18 protein-coding genes are annotated in these 23,158 nt (G+C 50.8%); 7 read left to right on the forward strand and 11 right to left on the reverse strand.

The window, feature by feature from the left end; all coding sequences use genetic code 11:
• The first annotated feature begins 72 nt into the window (after window positions 1–72).
• Genes HV832_RS09450 through HV832_RS09460 form a run of 3 tightly spaced genes read left to right on the forward strand, consistent with a single transcriptional unit; the run spans window position 73 to window position 4,547 of the window.
• Complete coding sequence (locus HV832_RS09450; RefSeq protein WP_176803589.1) at window positions 73–2,583, forward strand: ABC transporter permease; 2,511 nt, start codon at window positions 73–75, stop codon at window positions 2,581–2,583.
• Window positions 2,584–2,623: 40 nt separating this feature from the next.
• Entirely contained in the window at window positions 2,624–3,043 is a 420-nt protein-coding gene (locus HV832_RS09455; RefSeq protein WP_176803591.1) for a group II truncated hemoglobin, read from the forward strand.
• 43 nt (window positions 3,044–3,086) lie between these two features.
• Entirely contained in the window at window positions 3,087–4,547 is a 1,461-nt protein-coding gene (locus tag HV832_RS09460) for a DNA recombination protein RmuC (RefSeq protein WP_176803593.1), read from the forward strand.
• 1 nt (window position 4,548) lies between these two features.
• Here HV832_RS09460 and HV832_RS09465 read toward each other — a convergent pair whose 3' ends face one another.
• The 9 genes from HV832_RS09465 to HV832_RS09505 form a co-directional block, all read right to left on the reverse strand.
• Window positions 4,549–6,168 (reverse strand): diguanylate cyclase domain-containing protein, encoded by a 1,620-nt coding sequence (locus tag HV832_RS09465; protein WP_176803597.1) that lies wholly within the window; start codon window positions 6,166–6,168, stop codon window positions 4,549–4,551.
• A gap of 19 nt (window positions 6,169–6,187) precedes the next feature.
• Window positions 6,188–6,616 (reverse strand): type 2 periplasmic-binding domain-containing protein, encoded by a 429-nt coding sequence (locus HV832_RS09470; protein ID WP_176803598.1) that lies wholly within the window; start codon window positions 6,614–6,616, stop codon window positions 6,188–6,190.
• Between the two features lie 3 nt (window positions 6,617–6,619).
• Complete coding sequence (locus tag HV832_RS09475) at window positions 6,620–7,864, reverse strand: porin (RefSeq protein ID WP_176803599.1); 1,245 nt, start codon at window positions 7,862–7,864, stop codon at window positions 6,620–6,622.
• 112 nt (window positions 7,865–7,976) lie between these two features.
• Window positions 7,977–8,315, reverse strand: coding sequence for a ComEA family DNA-binding protein (locus HV832_RS09480; RefSeq protein ID WP_176803600.1), 339 nt, complete (start codon window positions 8,313–8,315; stop codon window positions 7,977–7,979).
• A gap of 146 nt (window positions 8,316–8,461) precedes the next feature.
• Window positions 8,462–9,295: a peptidylprolyl isomerase gene (locus tag HV832_RS09485; protein WP_244954609.1), complete on the reverse strand. Its 834-nt coding sequence runs from the start codon at window positions 9,293–9,295 to the stop codon at window positions 8,462–8,464.
• A 138-nt stretch (window positions 9,296–9,433) separates the two neighbouring features.
• Window positions 9,434–10,741 carry a molybdopterin molybdotransferase MoeA gene (gene moeA, locus HV832_RS09490; RefSeq protein WP_176803601.1) on the reverse strand — a complete coding sequence of 436 codons (1,308 nt, stop codon included), beginning with the start codon at window positions 10,739–10,741 and terminating at the stop codon, window positions 9,434–9,436.
• Between the two features lie 9 nt (window positions 10,742–10,750).
• Window positions 10,751–11,362 carry a molybdenum cofactor guanylyltransferase MobA gene (gene mobA / locus HV832_RS09495; RefSeq protein WP_176803602.1) on the reverse strand — a complete coding sequence of 204 codons (612 nt, stop codon included), beginning with the start codon at window positions 11,360–11,362 and terminating at the stop codon, window positions 10,751–10,753.
• A 51-nt stretch (window positions 11,363–11,413) separates the two neighbouring features.
• Complete coding sequence (gene moaA, locus HV832_RS09500) at window positions 11,414–12,538, reverse strand: GTP 3',8-cyclase MoaA (protein WP_176803603.1); 1,125 nt, start codon at window positions 12,536–12,538, stop codon at window positions 11,414–11,416.
• Between the two features lie 418 nt (window positions 12,539–12,956).
• Entirely contained in the window at window positions 12,957–15,878 is a 2,922-nt protein-coding gene (locus HV832_RS09505; RefSeq protein WP_176803604.1) for an Rne/Rng family ribonuclease, read from the reverse strand.
• A gap of 663 nt (window positions 15,879–16,541) precedes the next feature.
• Here HV832_RS09505 and HV832_RS09510 point away from each other — a divergent pair.
• The 4 genes from HV832_RS09510 (at window position 16,542) to HV832_RS09525 (ending at window position 19,671) form a co-directional block, all read left to right on the forward strand.
• Window positions 16,542–17,504, forward strand: a complete 963-nt coding sequence (locus tag HV832_RS09510) for an RluA family pseudouridine synthase (protein WP_223827239.1) — start codon at window positions 16,542–16,544, stop codon at window positions 17,502–17,504.
• 115 nt (window positions 17,505–17,619) lie between these two features.
• Window positions 17,620–18,279 carry an HAD-IIIA family hydrolase gene (locus HV832_RS09515; protein ID WP_176803606.1) on the forward strand — a complete coding sequence of 220 codons (660 nt, stop codon included), beginning with the start codon at window positions 17,620–17,622 and terminating at the stop codon, window positions 18,277–18,279.
• 22 nt (window positions 18,280–18,301) lie between these two features.
• Window positions 18,302–18,661, forward strand: a complete 360-nt coding sequence (locus HV832_RS09520) for a Rieske (2Fe-2S) protein (RefSeq protein ID WP_176803924.1) — start codon at window positions 18,302–18,304, stop codon at window positions 18,659–18,661.
• Between the two features lie 14 nt (window positions 18,662–18,675).
• Window positions 18,676–19,671 carry a S49 family peptidase gene (locus HV832_RS09525; RefSeq protein WP_176803925.1) on the forward strand — a complete coding sequence of 332 codons (996 nt, stop codon included), beginning with the start codon at window positions 18,676–18,678 and terminating at the stop codon, window positions 19,669–19,671.
• A gap of 399 nt (window positions 19,672–20,070) precedes the next feature.
• Here the strand turns inward: HV832_RS09525 and HV832_RS09530 are convergent, their stop codons facing one another.
• Window positions 20,071–20,811, reverse strand: coding sequence for a tetratricopeptide repeat protein (locus HV832_RS09530; protein ID WP_176803607.1), 741 nt, complete (start codon window positions 20,809–20,811; stop codon window positions 20,071–20,073).
• A gap of 74 nt (window positions 20,812–20,885) precedes the next feature.
• A complete protein-coding gene (locus tag HV832_RS09535) occupies window positions 20,886–22,967 on the reverse strand; it encodes a bifunctional 2',3'-cyclic-nucleotide 2'-phosphodiesterase/3'-nucleotidase (protein ID WP_176803608.1) in 2,082 nt (693 codons plus the stop codon).
• Window positions 22,968–23,158 lie beyond the last annotated feature (191 nt).

Genomic DNA, 23,158 nt, shown 5'->3' on the forward strand with positions numbered 1-23,158 from the left:
GCTGCCTTCACGGACGGAAGGCGTAGCGGCCAGTCGTGTGATCACTTTTCCAGTTTCAGACAAGGGGTAATCATGTTTGTTTTATCATGGCGCATGACCATGCGCGACTGGCGTGCAGGGGAATTGCGATTCCTGATCGTTGCACTGATGATTGCGGTCGCATCCTTGTCGTCGGTCGGATTTTTTACGGACCGGATGCGCAATGGGTTGAATCGCGATGCGCACCAGTTGCTTGGGGCGGATCTGCTGATCAGTGCCGATCAGCCTATATCCGGGGACTGGCGTGAGCAGGCACGGCAACGTGGATTGCAAATGGCAGAGACCGTGGTTTTCCCCAGCATGGCGATTGCAGGGGAGGGCGAACAGGCGGCCGCCCGGCTGGTTTCGCTGAAGGCAGTCAGCCACCATTATCCCTTGCGCGGTAATCTCCAGTTGCAGCCGCCAGGTATGACGACCGGTACTGGTGTTGCCACTAAAGACATCCCGGCTTCGGGTACAGTCTGGCTTGATCCGGCATTGCAGCTCGCGCTCAACTTGCGGCCCGGTGACCCGATCCGATTGGGTGATAAAACCTTTCGTTTCACCAGGGTGATTGCCAATGAACCTGACCGTGGAGCAGGTTTCATGAACTTTGCGCCACGGGTAATGATTGCAATGGATGATCTGGCTGCGACCGGTCTGGTGCAGGACGGTTCACGGGTGACTTACCGCCTGTTGCTGGCCGGGGCTCCTGAAAAAATCAAAACATATCAGGATACGCTGCAGCAGGCGATTGCGCAGCAGCAGATCAAGGGCATCCGGCTTGAGTCACTGGAGAGCGGTCGTCCTGAAATGCGTGCGGCCCTGGATCGTGCAGAACAATTCTTGTCGCTGGTCAGCCTGTTGTCAGCCATGCTGGCTGCTGTTGCGATTGCAATGGCGGCACGGCGTTTCATGCTACGCCATCTGGACGCCTGCGCCATGTTACGTTGTCTTGGCCTGACGCAGAATCAGGTCTTGCAGATTTATCTGACAGAATTCCTGATACTCGGTATCGTCGGCAGTCTCTCCGGAATTTTATTGGGATATGCCGGACACTATGTGTTGCTTGAATGGCTGGGAAAACTGGTGGCCAAAGACTTGCCTGCTGCCAGTTTGTTGCCGGCCTTGCAGGGATTATTGACCGGTTTGCTGTTGTTGCTTGGATTTGCTTTACCTCCCGTACTGCAATTACGAAACGTTCCGCATAACCGGGTGATCCGGCGTGAGCAGGATGTTCCGCAACCGCTTACCGTGGCAACTTATGTACTGGGTTTGCTGATGTTCGTCGGCTTGTTATTGTGGCAGACCGGCGATCTCCGAATAGGTTTGCTGATTTCAGCAGCATTTGTTGCCGGCATCGCCGTCTTTGCGCTGATTGCCTGGTTCTGTGTCTTATCGTTGAAACGGATGAGGAATCTGTTTTCTGCGGCAGCATGGCGTTTTGCCATTAACGCATTACAACGCCGGCCGGGTGCGACTATCCTGCAGATCGTGGCGCTGGCACTGGGTCTGATGGCATTGTTGCTGCTGACACTGGTCCGTGGTGATCTGATGACTGCCTGGCAGCAGGCTACTCCGGCTGACGCACCCAATCAGTTTGTGATCAATATTCAGCAGGATCAGAAAGACCTCATCCGGCAGCGTCTTTCGGCATTTGGACAACCCCGCATGTATCCGATGATTCGGGGGCGTCTGATTGAGGTGAACCAGCGAGCCATCAGTCAGGAAACCTATCAGGAAGATCAGGCGAGACGTTTGGTGGATCGTGAGTTTAATTTGTCTACCATGAATGACATGCCGGAGATGAACAGCATTGTTGCCGGTCAGTGGTATGACGACAGTCACGCAGCCGAGCCCGAAGCGTCAGTGGAAGAGGGAATTGCCAAAACCCTGCGTCTGAAACTGGGTGATCAGCTGACATTCGATGTCGCCGGTCAACAGGTCAGCGCCAGAATTACCAGCTTGCGTAAGCTGGACTGGAGTTCGATGCGGGTGAATTTTTTTGTCATCATCAATCCGGCGGCGATGCGCCAGATGCCACAGACCTGGATTACGGCATTTCATCTGCCGGCGACAGATCAGGTCTTTGTTAACCGGCTGACGCAGGATTTCCCAAACCTTACCGTCGTGGATGTCGGCATCATGATACGGCAGGTTCAGGACGTCCTGAATCAGGTGATGACGGCGGTCGAATTTTTGTTTCTGTTCACGCTGGCGTCCGGTGTTCTGGTGCTGTATGCCGCTCTGGCGGGCTCACAGGATATTCGGATGCGCGAAGCGGCGCTGCTGCGTGCGCTGGGAGCAACGCGTTCACAATTATCGCATGCGCAGTGGGTCGAGTTTTTACTTACCGGCGGTCTGGCCGGTTTGCTTGCCGCCAGCGGTGCCAGTGCCATTGGCTGGGCGCTGGCACGCTACAGTTTTCATTTTGACTGGCATTTTTCAGCGCTGGTCTGGGTGACAGGGCTGGTCGCTGGCGGAGTCTGTGCCGTGATCGGCGGCTGGGTTGGCTTGCGGCAGGTATTGAAGCAACCGCCATTGCTCAGTCTCAGAAATGCCTGAGTCATTTTGGGTAACGCTCATGATAAGAATTGAATAAAAAATGAATGCAGAAACAAACAACGCAGATCGGGAAACTCGTTCTGAAAATTTATATACTCTGATTGGCGGCGCCGATAAATTGCGCGAACTGGTCGACCGTTTTTATGATCTGATGGAGCTGGAGCCTGAGTTTGCGGGTATTCGCGCGATGCATCCGACACCGCTCGACAGCTCACGTGACAAGTTATTCTGGTTCTTGTCCGGCTGGATGGGTGGGCCGGATTTGTATATCAGTCAGTTCGGACATCCGCGTTTGCGTGCCCGCCATCTGCCCTTTGCGATTGCCAGCAATGAGCGTGACCAGTGGTTGCGCTGCATGGCATGGGCCATGCAGGATGTCACTGTTAACGAAGAATTACAGCAGCATCTGATGCAGTCTTTTTACCAGACTGCGGACTGGATGAGAAATACGCCCGGCTGATACATTATCCAGAATCCTTGTTTTGTATTTTTTGATTAAAACTATGAGTTTATTTGAATTAATCAGTCTGGCTGTGTTGCTGGTGCTGTTGGCATTGAATCTGATGCTGTTTTTGCGACGACGAAATGACGCTGGTCTTACTGAGCAGGTGGCAGAACTGCAGATTTTGCAACAGACTTTGCAGCAAGGGCAGCAACAGCAGATGATGAGTCAGGAGCGTACCGAGCGCTCCTTGCGTGAACAGATGCTGTCCGGCGCTTTGACCGCAAGGCAGGAGCAGGCAGAAAATTTCAGTCGTTTCCAGCAAACTCTGGTAACACAGATGACCAATGTTGCGACTTTACAAAAAGGGCAGATTGACAGTTTCGCCCAACAGCTGGAGCAGATGCGGCAAACCCTGATACAGCAAGGACAAAGCGCACGTGAGGAGCAAAGCGCCAGCCTGAAGCTGTTTGCCGATACCTTGCAGCAGACTCTGAACAGTCTGACAGAATCAAATGCGCAGCGCATGCAGGAAATCCGGGCAACGCTGGAGCAAAAAATTCAGCAATTGCAAGCAGAAAATTCCGGAAAACTGGAAGAAATGCGTAAAACAGTGGATGAAAAACTCCATGCCACATTAGAGCAACGTCTTGGGGAATCCTTCAAGCTGGTTTCTGACAGACTGGAAAAAGTACATCAGGGGCTGGGGGAAATGCAGCAGCTGGCGATTGGTGTTGGTGATCTGAAACGGGTACTGACGAATGTCAAAACCCGTGGCACCTGGGGCGAAGTACAGCTTGAAATGGTGCTGGAGCAGATGCTGACTCCGGATCAGTATGCGAAAAATGTCGAAACCGTCCCCGGAACCGGAGAACGGGTCGAGTTTGCGATCAAGCTACCGGGAAAAGAAGATGACCGGGCACCGGTATGGATGCCGATAGATGCAAAATTTCCGAAGGAGCAGTATGAGCGCCTGCTCGACGCAGCGGAAAAAGCGGACGCAGAAGGTGTGGCTGCCGCCGGTAAAGAGCTGGAGCGGGCGATTCGGAATGAGGCCAAAACCATTGCAGATAAATATATTTCACCGCCGTTGACGACCGATTTTGCGATTCTGTTCTTACCGACGGAGGGGCTGTATGCTGAAGTCATGCGTCGTCCGGGGCTGGCGGATGATTTACAGCGTAGCTGCCGGGTATCAATCGCCGGGCCATCGACATTATCTGCATTGCTCAACAGCCTGCAGATGGGTTTCCGCACGTTGGTGCTGGAGCGTCGTTCCTCTGAAGTCTGGCAAGTGCTGGGAGCAGTCAAAACAGAATTCGATAAGTTCGGCAGCGTACTGGCGCAGACTAAAACTGCTTTGGAGCGCGCTGCAAAAAATATTGATCAGGCCGAAGTCAGAACCCGTCAGATGACTCGGAAACTGAAACAGGTCGAGGCTTTACCTGTTGATGCTGCTCAGGATTTGCTGGGGATTACGGACGATCCGTCAGAACACGGACAGGATGAAGGCGATACTTGATTTATCTGGCAGAATCATCTGGAAAATACGGCGCGACCTGATAGGCATTTCTGCCATGCTGTTTTACTTCATACATAGCAGCGTCTGCCTGTGCCAGCAGGTCTTCCGGTGAAAATACGCTAGCAGGCGTGTAGCTGATACCGATACTGGTCCCGATCTGCACCTGGGTATCGGGACTGATGTCAATCCGTCGTGATGCCTGGGAAATAATTTTCCGTGCAATCTCTTCAGCCTTACTGAGGTCATCCAGTCCTCTTAGCAGCAGCACAAACTCATCGCCGCCAAGACGGGCAATGAAATCGGTTTTTCTCAGCGTGCGCAACAGAATTTTCGCGAAATGAACCAGTACGATGTCACCGGCACTGTGACCATAAGTATCGTTCACGGTTTTGAATTTATCGAGATCAATCAACAGTAAAAAGAACGGGCATCCGGTCCCATTGGCGTTTTCTTTCGCCAGTCGCGCCATTTCCCTGTCCAGTCCGAGCCGATTGTTCAGTCCGGTAAGATGATCAGTGACCGCCAGCTGATGCGCTTTTTCCTCTTGTTGCTTACGTTCAGTGACATCATTAATCAGTCCTTGCAGCACGCCATTCTCGGCAGCATGTACAACGATATTGAGCCACTTCTTTTTATTCTGACCGAGTTCAATATAAAAATCTTCAGACAGAATCTGTGCTTCGCTGATGGCGGAATGAATCATCAGATGCAGTCGCAACTCCTGTCCGCTGATTCGCTCCAGTAAAGCATGTGAAGCAATTGTCTGGCCGGTGGGAAGATCAAGCATGCGTGCCAGTGCCTGATTATAGGAAATCAGCTCGCCGTGTTCGTTCATCTGAAAGATGCCGGTTTCGGCATTATCGAAGATGGCCTGGAACTTTTTTTCTCCCAATGCATGCTGGACCCGCAGATGTCTTTCTTCATCCAGCGATGACACCAGATCGGAAATAATATTATTCACATCATTGACCAGTTGTCCCAGTTCATCACCTGTATACCGGTGTGGATGCGGCAGTAATTCCCCGTTTTGGGGAAGTAATGTATGTAGCCGGTCAGAAATCGATTTAATCGGATTTGTCACCATCCGGTACATGATATAAACCAGTACCAGCGCGATCAGCACGGTCTGGAACAGCAGCAGTGCAACGACGAAACGCGCTTTGGATGTGCTGTGTTCAAAAACCGCATCCTGATTGATCTCCATATGAACGGTGCAGACTTTTTCTGAACTGTTGAACGGAGATGAGATATCCCGATCGATGTGGTTGATATGTTTTCGGAATAAAGTAGCGATACTGGGGTGGTGAGGTGGTGTGGGTTTGACCAATTTAGCAAGGATCGTTTCTTTGACGTTGATGCTGACCTGACTGATATCTGCATTTCTGCCCAGGCCATTCACGACTTCGTTGGCCAGATTCTGATCGTTGATGTAGCAGGCAATACTGGCGGTATTTTCAAGGGATGCCAGCAAGTCATAAACTGTGTTAACAGTCTGATCCTGTTCTTCATCGACAAAATAAATGTAGCTGGCAACGGAAAATAAAATGCCAATGAAGAAGCTGACTCCAAGTACTGCGGAGGCACTGCGAAAGACGATACTATTACGGATCAGTTCACGCATGCGCAAGATACGTAGTCAGTTAAGGATTGACGATGTAAATCAGTTTAACTCTTCTGTCTATTTTTTTCCTGTCAATGTAGCCGATGGCGCCTTTATTTTCGCTGACGATATTAATGACTTCGTCCGCAGAGTCAAGCTGGCGCGGCGGGTAACCTTGACCTGAAAAGCGTAGACGCGCCCAATAGGAGTTGATTTCTGCGATTTCCTTTCCGACCAGTTGTTCATAGAAAGTCGCTTTTTCTTCATGGGCGCTATTCAGGTCCAGCGGAAGCACGGTGAGTCCATTGGGTAGTTTATGGTTACGTCCCATATACAGATTAATGACTTCATCTTTACTCAATTTATCAATACCGCTGTTATGATTGGCAATGACAACGAGTTCAGCCGCTGCGCTGCCGCACAGCAGCCACGTCATTAACAGCAGGATGCGCAACGGGGTTGTCGTCATGGGTCAGAAAATAAAATTAACAGCAAGACTCAGCAGTGTCGCCCGGCCATTCCAGTTGGGCAGGTCGTTCCGGATCAGAAAACTGCCCTGACTGCGGATATGATCAAGCTGAACTTTAACGCTGACATTCTCTGACAGGTCATACCGGACGCCTGCCGTTATGGTATTTTGCTTGCTGAGCTGATCATTCAGTCCAGTGCTTAATGCTTGCAGGAATTCCTGTACTTCCGGCGGCAATTGCGGACTGATCTGAATGTTGGCACGATCTCCGCTGGGACGGACACCGGAATAGGTCACATAGGGTGTCCAGTTTTTGATCCGGTAGCTGGCCGATAGATAAGCGGCATCTGACCCCGGGAAAAACAGACTGCCTGAATTGATACGGCTCAACATCAACTGTGCCTGCAAGGGGCCTTTATCATACACGATCCCTAACGAGGTGTAGTGTGCATTTTTATCCTGCATCAACACTTTCTGTGATAGTTGGGAGGCGCCCGGATAAAACAATTGAAATGTCGGGTTATTCAGAACCGGTGTAATCAGATTGTTGACCGGGTTTTCGTTGGCGAACCGTAGTTGTGAATGGCCAATACGGAATGTCCAGTTACCTTGCTGGTACTCCACATGGCCGCCCGTAAGTTTGGAGCCATTGAGTGAAAAAAACTGGTTAGAAATGCCGTTATAAATTTTTTCTCTCGCCAGCCCGGAGAAAACTTTAAGCCTGATCTGACCTTGACCGAGATCCCGGTTGATGACGGTATCAAAACCGTCAAAATAGGAAACGATCAGATTGCCAAAAAAATCAATCGGCGGGCGTACCCAGATGTAGGAGTAGCCGATATTGCGCGAATCTGCAAGCAGATAAACATCAAAGCCAAGACGACCCAGCCGGAGCTGCACGGTGTCGCTGGGTGAATATTTTGCATAAGCCCAGGTGACTTCCGGCTTATATTCATTCGGACCGTAGCGGCTGACTACCTGAACTGCAGCATCAACGACATCATTCAGATGCGCTTCTGCCTGCAAGCCCAGATTGCTGTCCATATTGGTGTCATTCTGACGCGTACGGCCGGTTCCGGTGTTTTGTGAAAGGTCCCGGATGATATCTGCGTCACGGGTGCTGTTATGCACCACGCCGATTGTGCCAAATCCAGTAATGGTAAAATTACTGCTTTCGTCTGCGAGGGCAGTCAGGGAAATGAGCGTACTGAGCGCGAAAATGAAAAAGCGAGGCAATAGACTGAACATAGACGCATCCTGCGATTGCACTGCAAATCATTTTTCAGCAAAAATACTGAAGGATGAGCGGTATTCTGTGCCAGTGTGAACTGGCTGCAGAATACCGGCAGAACGAAATTAATTATTTTTTCTCAGCAGTTTTTTGCTTGGCAATAATCATGTCTTTAATGCCATTATAAACATCTTCGGTCAGGATTTTACGGGACAATAATTCATCTTTGCCGCGGTATGGGCGACCTTTGATGATGGCATCGGAACGGGCATCGCCGATTTTCGGCAACGTCGCGAGTTCTTTTTTGCTGGCGCTGTTGATGTCCATCAGCTCTGCTTTGGCGCTGGCGCTGGCGCTGGCGGCTGCGCTGGCCGGAGCTTTCTTTGCATCATCTTTGGCTGCCAGTGCAGTACCTTGCAGACCCAGACAGATACTGGCGAGTACCAGAAGTTTAGCGTAATTCTTCATTTTCTCTCCTTATTTCATGAGTTTGATGTTAAGTCCTGCAGGTTCCGTGATGGTGGGATACACAGAACCTGTGTACTGCGAACGGCGATGAAACAATTGTGAGAATCTGGCAGCACACGAGGACAGCATAACATGCTGCCATCCTTTTATTGAGTACGTTTGGCAGAGGTGATCAGCACTGGAGTGACCGGTACGTTCGATAACCCGCCTTGTGCGGATACCGGCACATTGCTGATCTGATCCATCACATCAAGTCCGGATACGATTTTGCCGAAGACGGCATAGCCGGTATTGGTGGTGTTCGCATCAAATGCGGCACTGTTATCGATCACGTTGAAATAGAACTGTGACGTGGCGGAGTCTGCAGCCGAAGTTCTGGCCATGCCGATGGTGCCGCGGGTATTGCTGAGTCCGGTTTCAAGCTTGATGGCTGCCGATGTGGTGGCCAGTGTCAGATCTCTGGTGTAGCCGCCACCCTGAATCACGAAATTTTTTTCGACGCGGTGGAAGATCTTGTTTGGGTAAAAACCACTCTCGACATAATTCAGGAAATTATCGACGGTCACTGGTGCTTTCGCCGGATTCAGCTCTACAACGATATTACCCTGGCTGGTACCGAGGGTGACTTGTGGTGCCGCCGCCAGAGTCGATGTCAGTGAGGCGAAATACAGGCTGCCGCCATTCGCATTGGTCACCGTGGCATTGAATGTGCCCACCGCGATAATTTTGCAGGTGAATGTGCGCTGAGTAGGGCTGCCGCCAGCGACTTCTGTCAGACTGAGGCAACCGGGATTGGTCACGGTAATGCCTTTATCCAGATTCTGGCCGGTAATCACCATCATCATCGGCTGACGGTAAGCAACCTGGTCAATCGTCACTTTACTGACGCTGGCGAGTACGGTTGCCGTGCTTTTTCCGCCGCAACCGCTCAGCAAAGCGAGGGATGCACAGGCACCTAATAACCATTTTGATGCGTTCAATCTGATCTCCATATATAGAAAAATGCGTTGTACCTGCTTGCCAGATATGGCAACCCAAGGAACAATCGTGATGCATACCGCTGCCGCAGCAGCGAATAAACGATTTTATGTCTGCCGGATTATGCCACGACAAGGCACTCAGATCAGTCCTTCAAATAATAAAACACTCACCTGATCGCCTGGCAGTATCTGATTTTGCTCATGATGAAGCACAATCATACAGTTTGCTTCTGACATAGAGCGCAATATACCTGAACCCTGAGAGCCTGTAACGACGACTTCGGCCTGCCCATCCTGATTGATGCTCAGTACTCCACGCTGGTATTCGGTTCTGCCGGGGCGTTTGCGGATGGCAGTTTTGCTGATGGCGGGAAGCAGGGGCAAGGGTGCAGCGTCGGCCCCCATCATATACAGCAATGCCTGACGGGCAAAGAAATAGAAGGTCACCATCACTGCGACTGGATTGCCCGGCAGACCAAACAGATAAGCACTTTTGCCACCGGAGTGGATTTTGCCGAATGCCATTGGTCTGCCCGGGCGCATGCCGATGGTCCAGAAGGCGACATCGCCCAGCATTGCCATGATCTGCTTGGTATAGTCTGCAGCGCCTACTGAAACCCCACCCGACGTGATGATGGCGTCTGCATTTTCACAGGCAGAACGAAAAGCGGCTTCGAGTTCTGCCGGATCATCTTTGATGACGCCCATATCAATGATGTCGCAACCAAGCCGTTGCAGCATGCCATACAGTGTGTAGCGGTTGCTGTCATAAACGCAGCCTGTATCCAACGGTTCGCCTAAGGAGCGCAGCTCATCTCCGGTGGAGAAAAAAACAACGCGCAACCGGCGCTGGACAGGCGCCTCGGCCACTCCGAGCGAGGCGAGCAGCCCGATATCGGCAGGGCGCAGAATCTTGCCTTTTTTCAGCGCCACCTGCCCTGTCGTCAGATCTTCGCCCTTCAGCCGGCGGTTGTCGCCGGGGTGGACTTTTCCGGCGGGGATGGTGACTGTAGCATCGGTGGCATCGACGGTGAACTCCTGCGGAATCACAGTATCGCAACCGACAGGCATAACGGCTCCCGTCATGATGCGAACACATTCGTTGGCAGCAACCGCGCTGTCGCAGGCACGCCCTGCATAAGCTGTGCCAATAACACGGAATATCAGCGGATCTGTCACTGGAAGATCACTGCCGCGCAATGCGTAACCGTCCATGGCGGAGTTATCGTGTGCCGGAACATCAATTCCGGAAATCATGTCCTTGGCAAGGACCCGTCCCAATGCCTGACGTATGGCGACTTTTTCGACGGACTGCACGGGGGCTATAAATTGCCGGATGATGTTCTGTGCCTGCGAGACGGACAGGGCATCCGGGTCGTAATCAGACAAGCAACTGACAATTTCTTGCAAGCAGGAGGGGGAAGCAGAGGGAGTGAGGGATTTCATAGCGGAATATCAGCATTCAAATTGACGTAGTTCTTGCAGGGTATTGATGTTCCTGAAACCGTTGCTGTCTTCAAAGACCACTTCAGTGATGCGCAGGTGTTGAAACCAGGCGTCGACTTTTCGTCCACCCTGTTGCAGAAAATCAGTCAGCGAGGGAAGTATGCTGGATTTCATCAGCGCAAATACCGGGTGCGTTTGACGGCGGGTAATGCCATATTCCTGTTCCAGCGTCACGGCCAGCGCAAGATCGGCATCATCATTGAGCAAGGCTGAGGATAGGCAGGCACAAAGATTTTCCGGCAATAAGGGGGAGTCACAAGGCACGGTCAGCATATAAGGTGTTTCGCAATGCTGTAGCCCGGTTTGTACACCTGCCAGCGGACCGGCAAAACCTTCGATCTGATCCGGCCACACCTGTGTGCCAAAACTTTCATAGACAGCCAGATTCTGATTGGCGTTGATAATGATTTCACCAACTTGCGGGGATAATCGCATCAGTGCATGCAATGCCATTGGCGCGCCACGAAAATTTTGCAGACCTTTATCGACCTGTCCCATGCGGGTACCGCGCCCGCCGGCCAGAATCAGTCCGGTAATCAGTTGTTGATCAATCCCTGTCATAAAAAATGCTTTCAAAAACCTGTGCTGAGATCATGGCAGAATGGGGGAAATTCAGCCCCCGATATAAGACATTTCAATTTTTTTCGTTTGATCATTTAACGCTTTGGTCTGCAGGCTGCGTAATTCGGAATACCGGTCGGTTCTGCGTTGCCAGATGGCCGCAATCGCATTCGATAACTGAAGATCGCTGTATTGTTTAACATCCCGCAATAAGGCGCGTAAATCATGCCCCTGGCTGGCAAAAAGGCAGGTGTACAATTTACCCTCCGTGGAAAGACGAATCCGGTTGCAATCTCCACAAAACGCATGCGTCACACTGGAAATCAGGCCGATTTCGCTATTGCTGCCGACATGTTGCCAGCGTTCCGCAGTTTCTCCAATACGGCTGGATTTGAGCGGGATCAGAGGCATGCCAGCTTCCTGTATGCGGCGCACAATTTCGTTCGATGGAATCACTTCATTCAATTGCCAGCCATTGGAGGCGCCGACGTCCATGTACTCGATAAAACGGAGCGTGTGCGGCGTATGCCGGAAATAACGCGCCATGCTCACAATTTCCTGATCGTTGATGCCTGCTTTGACTACCATATTGACTTTGACCGGTCCCAGGCCTGCAGCATGTGCTGCGTCAATACCCGTCAGGACATCAGAAACGGGGAAGTCGACATCGTTCATGCGTTTGAAAATATCATCGTCCAGCGAGTCGAGTGACACGGTAATGCGGCTGAGTCCTGCTGCTTTCAGGGCAGAGGCTTTTTTCGCCAGCAAGGAACCATTGGTGGTTAATGTCAGGTCGAGCTTTTCGCCGTCCGGAGTGCGCAGGGTGGCCAGCATGACAATCAGGTCTTCGATATTTTTCCGTAGCAATGGTTCGCCACCTGTCAGCCGGATTTTGCGGACACCATGTGCAACAAAAATCCGGGCCAGCCGGGTGATTTCCTCAAAACTGAGTAAATCGTTATGTGGCAGGTATTGGTAATGCTTATCGAACAGCTCTTTGGGCATGCAGTACACGCACCGGAAGTTGCAACGGTCTGTGACAGAGATACGAAGATCATGTAAGGGCCGTTGCAATCTGTCTGCCAGATGTCCGGCAGGAGCAATCAATTCTGCGGGAATGTCCGATCTGGGAGCATGTTGGCGCATGTCGGTGATCGGGATGAATTTTTCCGTCATTGCAATACTAAAGTAAAAAAGTCGGGGATGGACTCACACAATACCATGAGTAACGGTAACTCACCGGACTCTGGCGAATCAGGATAGTTACTGAGTATCCAGCAGTGTTTTTTCTATCAGATCACTGCACGTCATCGAAATCTGACCTGTGAGCTACTAAAGTTGATGAAAGTGCTTGGTCAGCGCCAGAAGCGGTTCTGGAGTGAGATGCTTTACTGCGATTCGTCAGTCTGACTGAGAATCATGAAAAAACGATACAGGTATCGAGTACCTGTTTAAAGCGGCTACTCCCAAGTAACTTGTAACGCAGCCATGGATTGGTATTTTGTCTTACTTTCACGGTATGGTACTAGTGGGTATTGTCCTGAAAGAAAAACCGGCAAGGCCTGTTCGGGCTTGCCGGTTTTTTGTGCTCAGGTCAGCGCCGTGTTTCAACCAGAACCAGCGGCTCGCTGGAGGCTGGTGGCAGCGGTTTCCGCTCACGCGGAATGCGCTGCACCGGTACGATCTTCCCGGTGTTTTCCTGCGCCGCACGCAACTTTACCGGATCCGTGCTGGCCAGTTCAAGACCTGCTGCTTGCAACATCTGGCGCAAATCATCAACGGGCATCATGACTGTGGATAGCGCGGCAGTCGAGGCCGCTTTGACTTCAGCAGGTGTTGTGACTTCTACCGGAGCAGTGATCTCAGGAGTGACCGGGGTGGCTACGGCAGGCGCTACATTCACCGGTTGTGCTGGAATGGATGCAGGTTCCTGATGTACAGCGGGAACTGCATCTACAATTGCAGCTGCAGTGACTGCGGCTTGTTCCGGTTCAACTGCTGGCGCTGATACAACTGCTGCCTCAACTACAGGCGTTACTGCAGGCGGTACTTCAACTGTCACGTGAGTATCAGCAGCAGTTTGAGAAGCGGATGCCGTCTCCGTCTGGACTGGTGTTGTTGTAGTGACTTCTGTTATATGCGTCACAGCAACCAGTTCAGTCTGAGAATCAAGCTGGGCAACCGAAGCTGGGGCGACGTGATTTTCAGCAATTTCTGCCACAGGTTCAAATACCGGCGACAGGCTGGTATCACCGTTTGCATCAATAGGTAATTCGCCCTGTTCGTTAATTTCACCTGCTTCACGTTCACGACGGTTGCGGTTACGACCACCGCGGCGGCGGCGGCGGCGACGCTCTTCACCTTGTTCTCCCAGCTCATTGTCAGGACCTGTTTCCTGATTTTGCACCGCTGCGTCGGGCATGACCTGAACTGGCACTGGATCAGCGTGTTTCTGAATGCTGTCCTTGTCCTCGGTTTTGGCTTCCGTTAACATCACTTCCTTGCGTTCCTCACGCAGGCGTTGTTGACGTTCACGGCGGCCTTCTGCCGGCTCTTTGGCTTCTTTGTTTTCGCGTGGCTCGCGTTCTTCCCTTGGCTGTTTTGCCTGTTTGCCCGGACGGGATGGCTGTTCGGCGACTGCAGGTTTAGTTACTTCTGCTTTGTCATTGCGCGCAGAGGCTGGTTTATCTTCCCGGTCTTCGCGGTTGCGACGGTTGCGATTGCGTTGATTACTGCGCGGATTGCGTCCGTTGCGTTCCCGTTCTGCTGGTTTCTCTTCTGCCTCAGCGGATGGCGCTGGCGCGGCTTCCGATTTTCCAAACAAGAAACCAAACAGTTTGCCGAAAAAGCCCGGCGCTGCTGGTGTCGGTGGTACTGCCGGTGCAGGTTCTTTGCGTTCCACGATCGGCGCCTGCTCAGGTGTGATGCTCTTGACGACGGCTTCCTGGCGCGGTTTCACGTCTTCTTTCTGGCGTTTGTTGTAACCGATATCGGTATCGGCCTGCTCTGCCATGGCGTAGCTGGCGTGATGGTCTTCCAGGCGCGGATCGTCGTTTTTGAGGCGGTCAAGTTTGTAATGCGGCGTTTCCAGATGTTTGTTCGGGATCAGGATCACGGTCACACGATGGCGCGTTTCAATTTTCAGGATTTCGCCGCGTTTTTCATTCAGCAGGAAAGCTGCCACATCGACGGGCACTTGTACATGAATAGCTGCCGAATTTTCCTTCATCGCCTCTTCTTGAATAATGCGGAGGACTTGCAGGGCGGAGGATTCGGTATCGCGGATATGCCCTGTGCCGTTGCAGCGCGGGCAGGTTACATGACTACCTTCAGACAATGAAGGACGCAGGCGCTGGCGCGACAACTCCATCAGGCCGAAGCGGGAAATTTTACCCATCTGGACGCGTGCACGGTCATAACGCAGTGCATCTTTGAGGCGGGTTTCCACTTCACGCTGGTTTTTGGCATTTTCCATGTCGATAAAATCGATCACGATCAGACCGCCCAGATCGCGCAGACGCAATTGGCGCGCAACCTCTTCAGCCGCTTCCAGATTGGTGTTGAACGCAGTCGATTCAATATCGCCGCCGCGTGTCGAACGAGCCGAGTTGACGTCAACCGATACCAGTGCTTCGGTATGGTCGATCACAATCGCGCCGCCGGATGGCAGTGGCACGGTACGGCTGTATGCGGTTTCGATCTGGTGTTCGATCTGGAAGCGTGAGAACAGCGGTACGTCGTCGCTGTAACGCTTGACGCGATGCACCATGTCAGGCATCACGTGGCTCATGAATTGCTGAGCTTGTTCGTAGATATCGTCAGTATCGATCAGGATTTCACCGATATCCGGCTGGAAATAATCTCTGATCGCACGGATGACTAAGGATGATTCCTGGTAAATCAGGAAGGCGCCCGGTGCAGACTTGCCGGCACCTTCGATTGCGCGCCACAATTGCATCAGGTAGTTCAGATCCCATTGCAGTTCGTCCACATTACGGCCGATACCTGCTGTACGGGCAATAACGGACATGCCGGATGGCAAATCCAGTTTATCCATGGTTTCGCGTAATTCCTGGCGGTCTTCGCCCTCAACCCGGCGCGATACGCCACCACCACGAGGATTGTTTGGCATCAGCACCAGATAACGCCCGGCCAGTGAAATGAATGAAGTCAGCGCCGCACCTTTGTTGCCGCGTTCTTCTTTCTCAACCTGCACCATAATTTCCTGGCCTTCGCGCAGTGCTTCCTTGATGGAGGCATTGCGCACATCAATACCTTCTTTAAAGTAGGTGCGGGCCACTTCTTTAAAAGGAAGGAAACCGTGACGCTCTTCGCCATAGTTGACGAAACAGGCTTCGAGGGAGGGTTCGATGCGGGTGATGACACCCTTGTAGATATTTGACTTGCGCAATTCGCGACCGGCAGTCTCAATATCGATGTCGATGAGTTTTTGCCCATTGACGATGGCAACGCGCAGCTCTTCTTGCTGCGTTGCATTGAACAACATACGTTTCATTTTTTACTCCGTGACCTTTTGGTCATCTTTTGCCGCACTTTTTTATGATAAGGCAGCTGTGCTATCGGGGATGTATGCAGGACGGAGTATGAGAACAGGAAAAATGCCAGCGCCGCAGCGGAATGACTGCAATCAGCACGAGGCTGAATACAATGATTTTCGTCATTTTCTCTGCTTCGCGCCAGGCGCGTAAGATTTCAATAAAAAGCCGAGTGCACACGTTCCCCGCATTATTTCTTCAGCTATATTTGTGCAATAGCTGAAGTCAACGCTAGGCGATGCGCAACTTTGGTGTCAGGCCATCTTCTTCTGTTGTGCCTGACGGAATCGCCTTTACTACAAAAATCATTCAGGATAAGCGTCGCGGTGCAGTGCGAACCAGCGTTTCTTATCCTATTTATCCTTGCTATCTGTACTCTCTGATCCAACCGCTTCTGCTCAGACCTGATAATAACAGTCGGTTATTACCCCGGTTGCAGACGCCGTCGCATACACATCTTTTTCATCATATTTGCAAACAGGCGAGGCTGATGAACTGACCCCTGTGTAAAATAGTCGTTTATTTCTCTTACACTGCTCAAGCGTAATTGCTGAAGCACAAATGATTATATATTCAAAATGAAGGACTTAGCGACAATTAATCGGAAAACGAAGCAAAAACAAATGCAAAGTTCTTTCCCGGAGCAGGCTTCGACGTCGCAGCCACGCGTGCAGTTGTTGACTATTTCAGAGGAAGAAGCTGGTCAGCGTATCGATAATTTCCTGCTGCGCATTTGCAAAGGGGTTCCGAAAAGCCATATTTACCGGGTTTTACGCTCCGGTGAGGTGCGGGTGAATAAAGGGCGGATAGATCAGCTGTATCGCCTGGCAGAAGGAGATGTTGTAAGGATTCCGCCTATACGTGTCGCCGAAACATCTGTACAGGCGGTTCCTAAGCTGGAATTTCCTATTTTGCATGAAGACCCTTATTTGTTGATTATTGATAAACCGGCAGGTGTCGCTGTGCATGGTGGTTCCGGTGTCAGCTATGGTGTGATTGAACAACTCAGGGCTTCCCGGCCGGAAGCTAAATTTTTGGAACTGGTGCATCGTCTGGATCGTGAAACCTCCGGAATACTGTTAATTGCAAAAAAACGTACTGCATTAACTAATTTGCATGAACAAATGCGTGATGGCGTAACTGACAAGCGGTATTACACTTTGATTGCGGGGGATTGGAAAAATGCCCGGCAGCATATCAAATTGCCATTACATAAATATACGACTGCAGACGGTGAGCGAAGGGTGCGGGTGCAGGCAGATGGGATGGCATCTCATACGGTATTTTCTCTGAAGAAAAAATATCAACGTTTTGCTTTGTTGGAAGCGGAGTTAAAGACGGGACGTACCCACCAGATCCGGGTGCACTTGTCGGCCAGTGGATTTCCGATTGTCGGAGATGAAAAATATGGTGATTTCGCCTTGAATAAATCCTTACAGAAAGCAAATACGGATCATGGCGCTTTTAAAAGGATGTTCCTGCACGCACATCAGATTACTTTTATGCATCCGGAAAATGGAAAGGTTATGACGGTAAATGCCAGATTACCTGAAGATTGCGAGGCATTTTTGTTAAGCCTGGGATGATCCTGTGAATCGTAGCGTGGACCAGTCGCTCAAAATTTACTTTCCCAAAGTGGTATGATGACGTTATTTTCCGGCAACATAGTTGCCATTTTGAAATAACTGAGCATTCAAGAACATGTCAAAAAAGCAGTTCGATTTTATTGTCTTTGATTGGGATGGTACGCTGATGGATAGCACTGCCACGATCGTGCAGTGCATTCAGGCTGCGGCCAAGGACCTTGGTTTGCCTGTTCCGGATCATCATGCTGCATCTTATGTGATCGGTTTGTCGCTGGCTGATGCGATGAAAGCAGCGATGCCGGATATCGACCCTAAATACTATCCGCGGATGGTAGAGCGCTATCGTTACCATTATTTGCTTAAAGATCACGAGCTGCCATTGTTTGATGGAGTACGGGATATGCTCAATGAGCTGGCGCAGGAAGGATATTTTCTGGCAGTGGCAACCGGTAAAAGCAGGGTTGGCCTTAGTCGTGCGTTACATACAGCAAAACTGACTTCAGTATTTGATGCAACACGATGTTCTGATGAAACCTTTTCCAAGCCGCATCCCGCGATGTTGCAGGAACTGACGCGGGAGCTGGGGCAGGATATGCAGAGAACGCTGATGATTGGTGACACCACGCATGATCTGCAGATGGCAAACAATGCCGGCGCCGCTTCTGTGGCTGTTGAATACGGCGCGCACCAGGCCGATGCGCTGGCTGCGCTGAATCCCTTGTATTCGGCAAAAACCGTGCGTGATTTGCATGCATGGTTGATGCAAAACGCCTGACAATAGTGGAGCGATAGTGACAATGATATCTATTTGCCAGTCCGACGCCCTGATTGAGGGGGGATTGGGGGTTCGGTTTCCGGTCACTGCCGGCAGTGACGATGCGGTTGGTTTTGTAATTCGCTATGCGGGTGCTGTGCATGCTTATCTGAACCGGTGCGCCCATGTGCCGGTGGAACTGGACTGGAATCCCGGTGAATTTCTGGAATCGAGCGGACTTTACATTATGTGTGCAACTCATGGCGCTATTTATCAGCCTGAAACAGGCCATTGTTCAGGTGGGCCATGTCGGGGAGCCCGTTTGAGAAAAATTCATGTAACCGAATCGGATGGAATGATTTACTGGCACCCTGATGATTATATTCAACCCGTTATTGCCTGATTGAAGTCGACGTGATGATAAATGAACAAACACCCAAAACGGATACGTCTGTAACAACGAACGCAAATGCTTCCAGTGCTGGCTGGGAGCGGGATGTCCTGGAAAAACTGGCATTTGAAACTTTACGCGAACAGCGTTTACGCAGGCGTTGGGGAATTTTCTTTAAATTGACGACCCTGATACTGATTGTATTGGGTATTTACCAGATCGCAGGGTTAAGTGATATAGAAATGAAAAGTCCTGGCCGCCATACTGCATTAGTCGAAATTGATGGCGAAATTGATTCAGAGGGTAGTGGTAGCGCGCGTGAGGTGATTCCTGCGCTGGATCGCGCGTTTGAAGACGATGGGTCGGTTGGCGTTATTCTCAGCATTAACAGTCCTGGCGGGAGTCCGGTTCAGGCAGGCATGATTAATGATGAAATCGTTCGTCTCAGGACAGAGTATCCGGATAAAAAACTGTATGTTGTCGTGAATGAAATTTGTGCGTCAGGCGGCTACTACATTGCTTCGGCGGCAGATAAGATCTATGTGAATAAAGCCAGTGTGGTCGGTTCTATCGGTGTGCTGATGGATGGTTTTGGTTTTACTGGTTTAATGAGTAAGCTGGGGGTCGAGCGCCGGATGATGACTGCAGGTGAAAATAAAGGATTTATGGATCCATTTTCTCCGCAGACGGAAAAGCAGAAAGCTTATTCGCAAGCAATGCTCAATGAGATACATGCCCAGTTTATTGATGTCGTGCGCAAAGGGCGGGGGGCACGTCTGAAAGAGACACCTGATACATTCTCCGGCTTGTTCTGGATTGGCAGTAAGGCTGTTGAAATGGGACTTGCGGACGATTTTGGCACGATCGACTCAGTTGCCCGTGATGTATTTAAGGCTGATAACGTTGTCGACTATACGCAGAAAGATGGTTTGCCGGAGAGGGTTTTAAAGAAATTCGGCGCCTCGATGGGGGCTGCTGCAATGACTTCTCTGTGGAAGGGGAATAAAAACTTTTTGCATTGATGATGTGGTGGAGGGTTGAGTTATTTAATTTATTTAATTTTCTCAATCTTGTATCCGATGCAGATAGTTTTAATTTTCTTCCGGTTTTTGATGAAAAGCCTATAGTGAAGCTGTAACTGGTTCAAAACGGGAGGTCGGCATAAAAAATTATCTTACTTTCAGAGTTATTGTTTTTTGAGCCCCGGTTGTTTCTGTTGTGCCGGTTATGTGCGAAGTAGAAAGACAATTGATGCATTATGACTCCGCAATGATTGCGAATTGAGGTTTCTCGGATTCCTCGTTATTTTTGGCGAAGCATAAGAAGACGGTAGTGCAATGCTGCCGTCTTTTTTGTTACAGGGTACAAAAAATGAAATGTGGAAATAACGCATAAAAAACGTTTCTTCCTGTTTTTCTTTGCTATTGGTATCTATTCCATCTCAATAATCGCTCATCTGACGCTTCTTTGATTAAATGCCGCGATATCTGCGCATCGGTCTGCTGGGATTTTCCTTTTTCTACGGATTCTCCCAGCTCAAGAGCGAGAGCCTGGATAGCGACCGGATAGTCACCTTCGGCAGAACGTTCCAGCCATTCTCTGGCTTTTTGGGAATTCGCTTGTATTCCTTCACCTGCAGCATAGGCATTCGATAGCAGAAACATCGCTTGCGCATTTCCCTGATCGCTGGCGATTTGCAGCCAGTGAACCGATGTTGGCAGGTCTTGTCTGGTGCCTTCCCCATATTTCGCCATGCGCGCGAGCATGAAGCTGGCTTTGGGGTGGTGTTGGCTGGCTGCCCGTTCATACCATTGCCAGGCCAGTGTGAAATTTTGAGTTAAACCTAATCCTGATTTGTAATTCGCTTCAGCGATGGCGAATTGCGCTTGTGCGTCGCCGGCCTTGGCGGCTTGCTCCAGCCAGTGAATTGCTTCCTGATACTGATCGGTTCTGGTGCTGAGCGCTAGTCCCAGCTCACGTTGTGCCTGTGGATTTCCTTGCTTTGCCCAATTGCGGAGATGCTGAAAAGCTTCGTATTGCCGTCCGTGCATGGCGCGCATTCCTGCTGATTCAATTTCAGCAGTCGTGGGCAGAGCGCTGGGGGCTGGCGTGCATGCGCTGACGAGCAGGCTGAACAGGGTGGCGATCAACAATATTTTCATGGTTTATTTAAACGGGAAAACGCACTTCCACTAAATATGGAAGTGCGGTGGTGCAAGGTTCTGAAAATAGTTGCTTATTTGCTCAGGTCAATGGCGTATTTGGAGAAGCCATTGGCATCCAGTGCACCTTCGGATTTCACGCGTGCCAGACCTGCCACATTGGCAACAGCCAGTTTGCCAGGTGCAGAGCGCAGAATGACCGGACCTTGCGTCGCGACTTTGACAAAACTCCAGCTCTGTCCGGAACCATTATTCGCCAGCGTGATTTTGCTTTGCTTTTTCAGGTAGTTGCTGACAACAGCCTGATTGGCGTCCGGTGATTTGATGATGGTTTTGCTGCCGTCGATTCCCGGAAAATTACCGCCGCCGCCAGCACGATAATCATTGGTGCCAACGATGAAATCATCGGTGGCTGCGACCGGCTTGCCGGCATAGGTCAGATTCAGGATACGGCTTCCGACTGGCTGGGTGACGTCAATCTGGTATTGCAGTGCATTGTTTTCAGCGTAAAACACATCATAGTTGTAGATAGTTGAGTAGGAGGGAACCAGATCCTGCTCGGTGGTCAGCGCCGGATTGATCTGGGCAAACTGTTTGGCGGAAGTTTCCAGCCAGTTTTTCAGATCGGAGCCTTTGATTTTAACGGCCTGCAGATTGTTATTGCCGTACAAATAGAGGTCGCCCGGGTTGCGCACCTGGAGACCGACTGGACTGGTGCTGGTGGCGGTTGGCGCCACATCGGTAAAGTCGGTTGCGCCATTACGGCCAGCTTTGAACGGTGCGCTGCAAGAAATTACTGGAATTGATTTGTAGCTTGCGATCGTTGCATTGGTGGAGTTGGCAATGAAGTTTTTAACATAATCGATCTGTGCCTGATTCACGATCTGAATCGCGCTGACATCACCGACCAGTGCAAAATAGGCGGACATTTCAAAATCGGTTGTCGTGCCCAGTGGCTGGGTTGCATAAGCAAGTGTTGCTTTGTGTTCCGTATCAACCAGTGGTGCCACAGACGCGTCGGGATCAACGATGGTAATGCCGTCTTTGTATTTGAAGCCGCGCGCTTCGACGTTGGTCAGATCTTTTTGAACCACCCATTTTCCACTCTGGTACTTCAATGTCATCTGAATGATGCCCAGGCGGCGGCCCCAGCTTTGCGCCATGACTGCCGGTATGCCATTGATCAGACCCTTGGCGGTATCAACTTTATCCACAGGCAGTGCAGCCAGTGAAGCATCAATTTTCGGCGCGTTGACTTCTTTCGCCTGTGGGAAAATCAGATGTGAGTGGCCCAGCATCAGTGCATCGATGCCGGTAGTCGTCAGATACAGGCTGCCGTTTTCCATTTTAGGGCTGTACGCCGATGCATCCAGGCCGCCGTGCGACAGTGCGACGACGAGGTCGGCGCCTTTGTTGCGCATTTCGGGAACATATTGGTTTGCGGTTTCAACGACACCGTTCACCATGACTTTGCCGGCAAGATATTTCTGATCCCAATCCATGATCTGTGGCGGTACAAAGCCCATGATGCCAACGTTCAGCGTGACGTTCATGGAAGTGCCATCCGGTTTGATGGCGGAGAACTGTTTCGGAATGATAGAGTAAGGATTGAAAATCGGCTTCTGGCTGGTTGCGCCGACCACGTTGGCCAGCACCACAGGGAAACTCGGGGCGCCGCAATTGCTTGGTTTGGTCACATCGCTGATGCCAAAATCAGTATTGGTGATCTGGCTCAGAAAATTGAGGCCGTAGTTGAATTCATGGTTGCCAACGCCGGCGCCATCGTATTTCAAGGCATTCATGACTTTGTGAATCGCCATGGTGCCGCTGCAAGGAACCGGGGAGGCGACAGCCTGGTAATCGCCCAGCAGTGTGCCCTGAATCACGTCGCCATCATCCAGCAAAACAGTGTTCGGGTTTTCTGCGCGTGCAGAGTTGATCAGGGCTGCGGTTCTCTCCAGTCCCAGGCTGGTGTCTGCTTTGAGTCCGTAATAATCGTAGCTCAGGATATTCTGATGCAGGTCTGTCGTTTCCAGCAACGCCACTTTCAATGTGGTACCTTCAGGGATAGCCGGAGTCGTGCTGAGGATGTTGCTGTTGCCGCAGGCTGCAAGCGTGAGCGTTGCCAGCGGGGAAAGCCAGATAAGTTTTTTCATTGGATGATTCCCAGTGGATTTTTATAGACTTGTTTTAAATGATTTTAACGATTGCGCAATCGATTGCTTTTTGAAGTAAATCATTATTGAGCAGGTCGCTTATTTTTCATCCTGATCCGGATGATCGGGCAATTATCAATGGTGAATATGTCAATATGATGACAGCTTTGCATCGTTATAGGCAGTGCTGC

The organism is Cognatundibacterium oligocarboniphilum (assembly GCF_013377855.1).
GTDB classification, from domain to species: domain Bacteria; phylum Pseudomonadota; class Gammaproteobacteria; order Burkholderiales; family Burkholderiaceae_D; genus Undibacterium; species Undibacterium oligocarboniphilum.

Coding starts and splice junctions, on each gene's coding strand:
- moeA (WP_176803601.1), bottom strand. CDS start 10,741: ATGAAATCCCTCACTCCCTCTGCTTCCCCCTCCTGCTTGCAAGAAATT.
- HV832_RS09480 (WP_176803600.1), bottom strand. CDS start 8,315: ATGAAGAATTACGCTAAACTTCTGGTACTCGCCAGTATCTGTCTGGGT.
- HV832_RS09470 (WP_176803598.1), bottom strand. CDS start 6,616: ATGACGACAACCCCGTTGCGCATCCTGCTGTTAATGACGTGGCTGCTG.
- HV832_RS09455 (WP_176803591.1), top strand. CDS start 2,624: ATGAATGCAGAAACAAACAACGCAGATCGGGAAACTCGTTCTGAAAAT.
- HV832_RS09505 (WP_176803604.1), bottom strand. CDS start 15,878: ATGAAACGTATGTTGTTCAATGCAACGCAGCAAGAAGAGCTGCGCGTT.
- mobA (WP_176803602.1), bottom strand. CDS start 11,362: ATGACAGGGATTGATCAACAACTGATTACCGGACTGATTCTGGCCGGC.
- HV832_RS09535 (WP_176803608.1), bottom strand. CDS start 22,967: ATGAAAAAACTTATCTGGCTTTCCCCGCTGGCAACGCTCACGCTTGCA.
- moaA (WP_176803603.1), bottom strand. CDS start 12,538: ATGACGGAAAAATTCATCCCGATCACCGACATGCGCCAACATGCTCCC.
- HV832_RS09465 (WP_176803597.1), bottom strand. CDS start 6,168: ATGCGTGAACTGATCCGTAATAGTATCGTCTTTCGCAGTGCCTCCGCA.
- HV832_RS09475 (WP_176803599.1), bottom strand. CDS start 7,864: ATGTTCAGTCTATTGCCTCGCTTTTTCATTTTCGCGCTCAGTACGCTC.
- HV832_RS09520 (WP_176803924.1), top strand. CDS start 18,302: ATGATATCTATTTGCCAGTCCGACGCCCTGATTGAGGGGGGATTGGGG.
- HV832_RS09450 (WP_176803589.1), top strand. CDS start 73: ATGTTTGTTTTATCATGGCGCATGACCATGCGCGACTGGCGTGCAGGG.
- HV832_RS09525 (WP_176803925.1), top strand. CDS start 18,676: ATGATAAATGAACAAACACCCAAAACGGATACGTCTGTAACAACGAAC.
- HV832_RS09515 (WP_176803606.1), top strand. CDS start 17,620: ATGTCAAAAAAGCAGTTCGATTTTATTGTCTTTGATTGGGATGGTACG.
- HV832_RS09460 (WP_176803593.1), top strand. CDS start 3,087: ATGAGTTTATTTGAATTAATCAGTCTGGCTGTGTTGCTGGTGCTGTTG.
- HV832_RS09510 (WP_223827239.1), top strand. CDS start 16,542: ATGCAAAGTTCTTTCCCGGAGCAGGCTTCGACGTCGCAGCCACGCGTG.
- HV832_RS09530 (WP_176803607.1), bottom strand. CDS start 20,811: ATGAAAATATTGTTGATCGCCACCCTGTTCAGCCTGCTCGTCAGCGCA.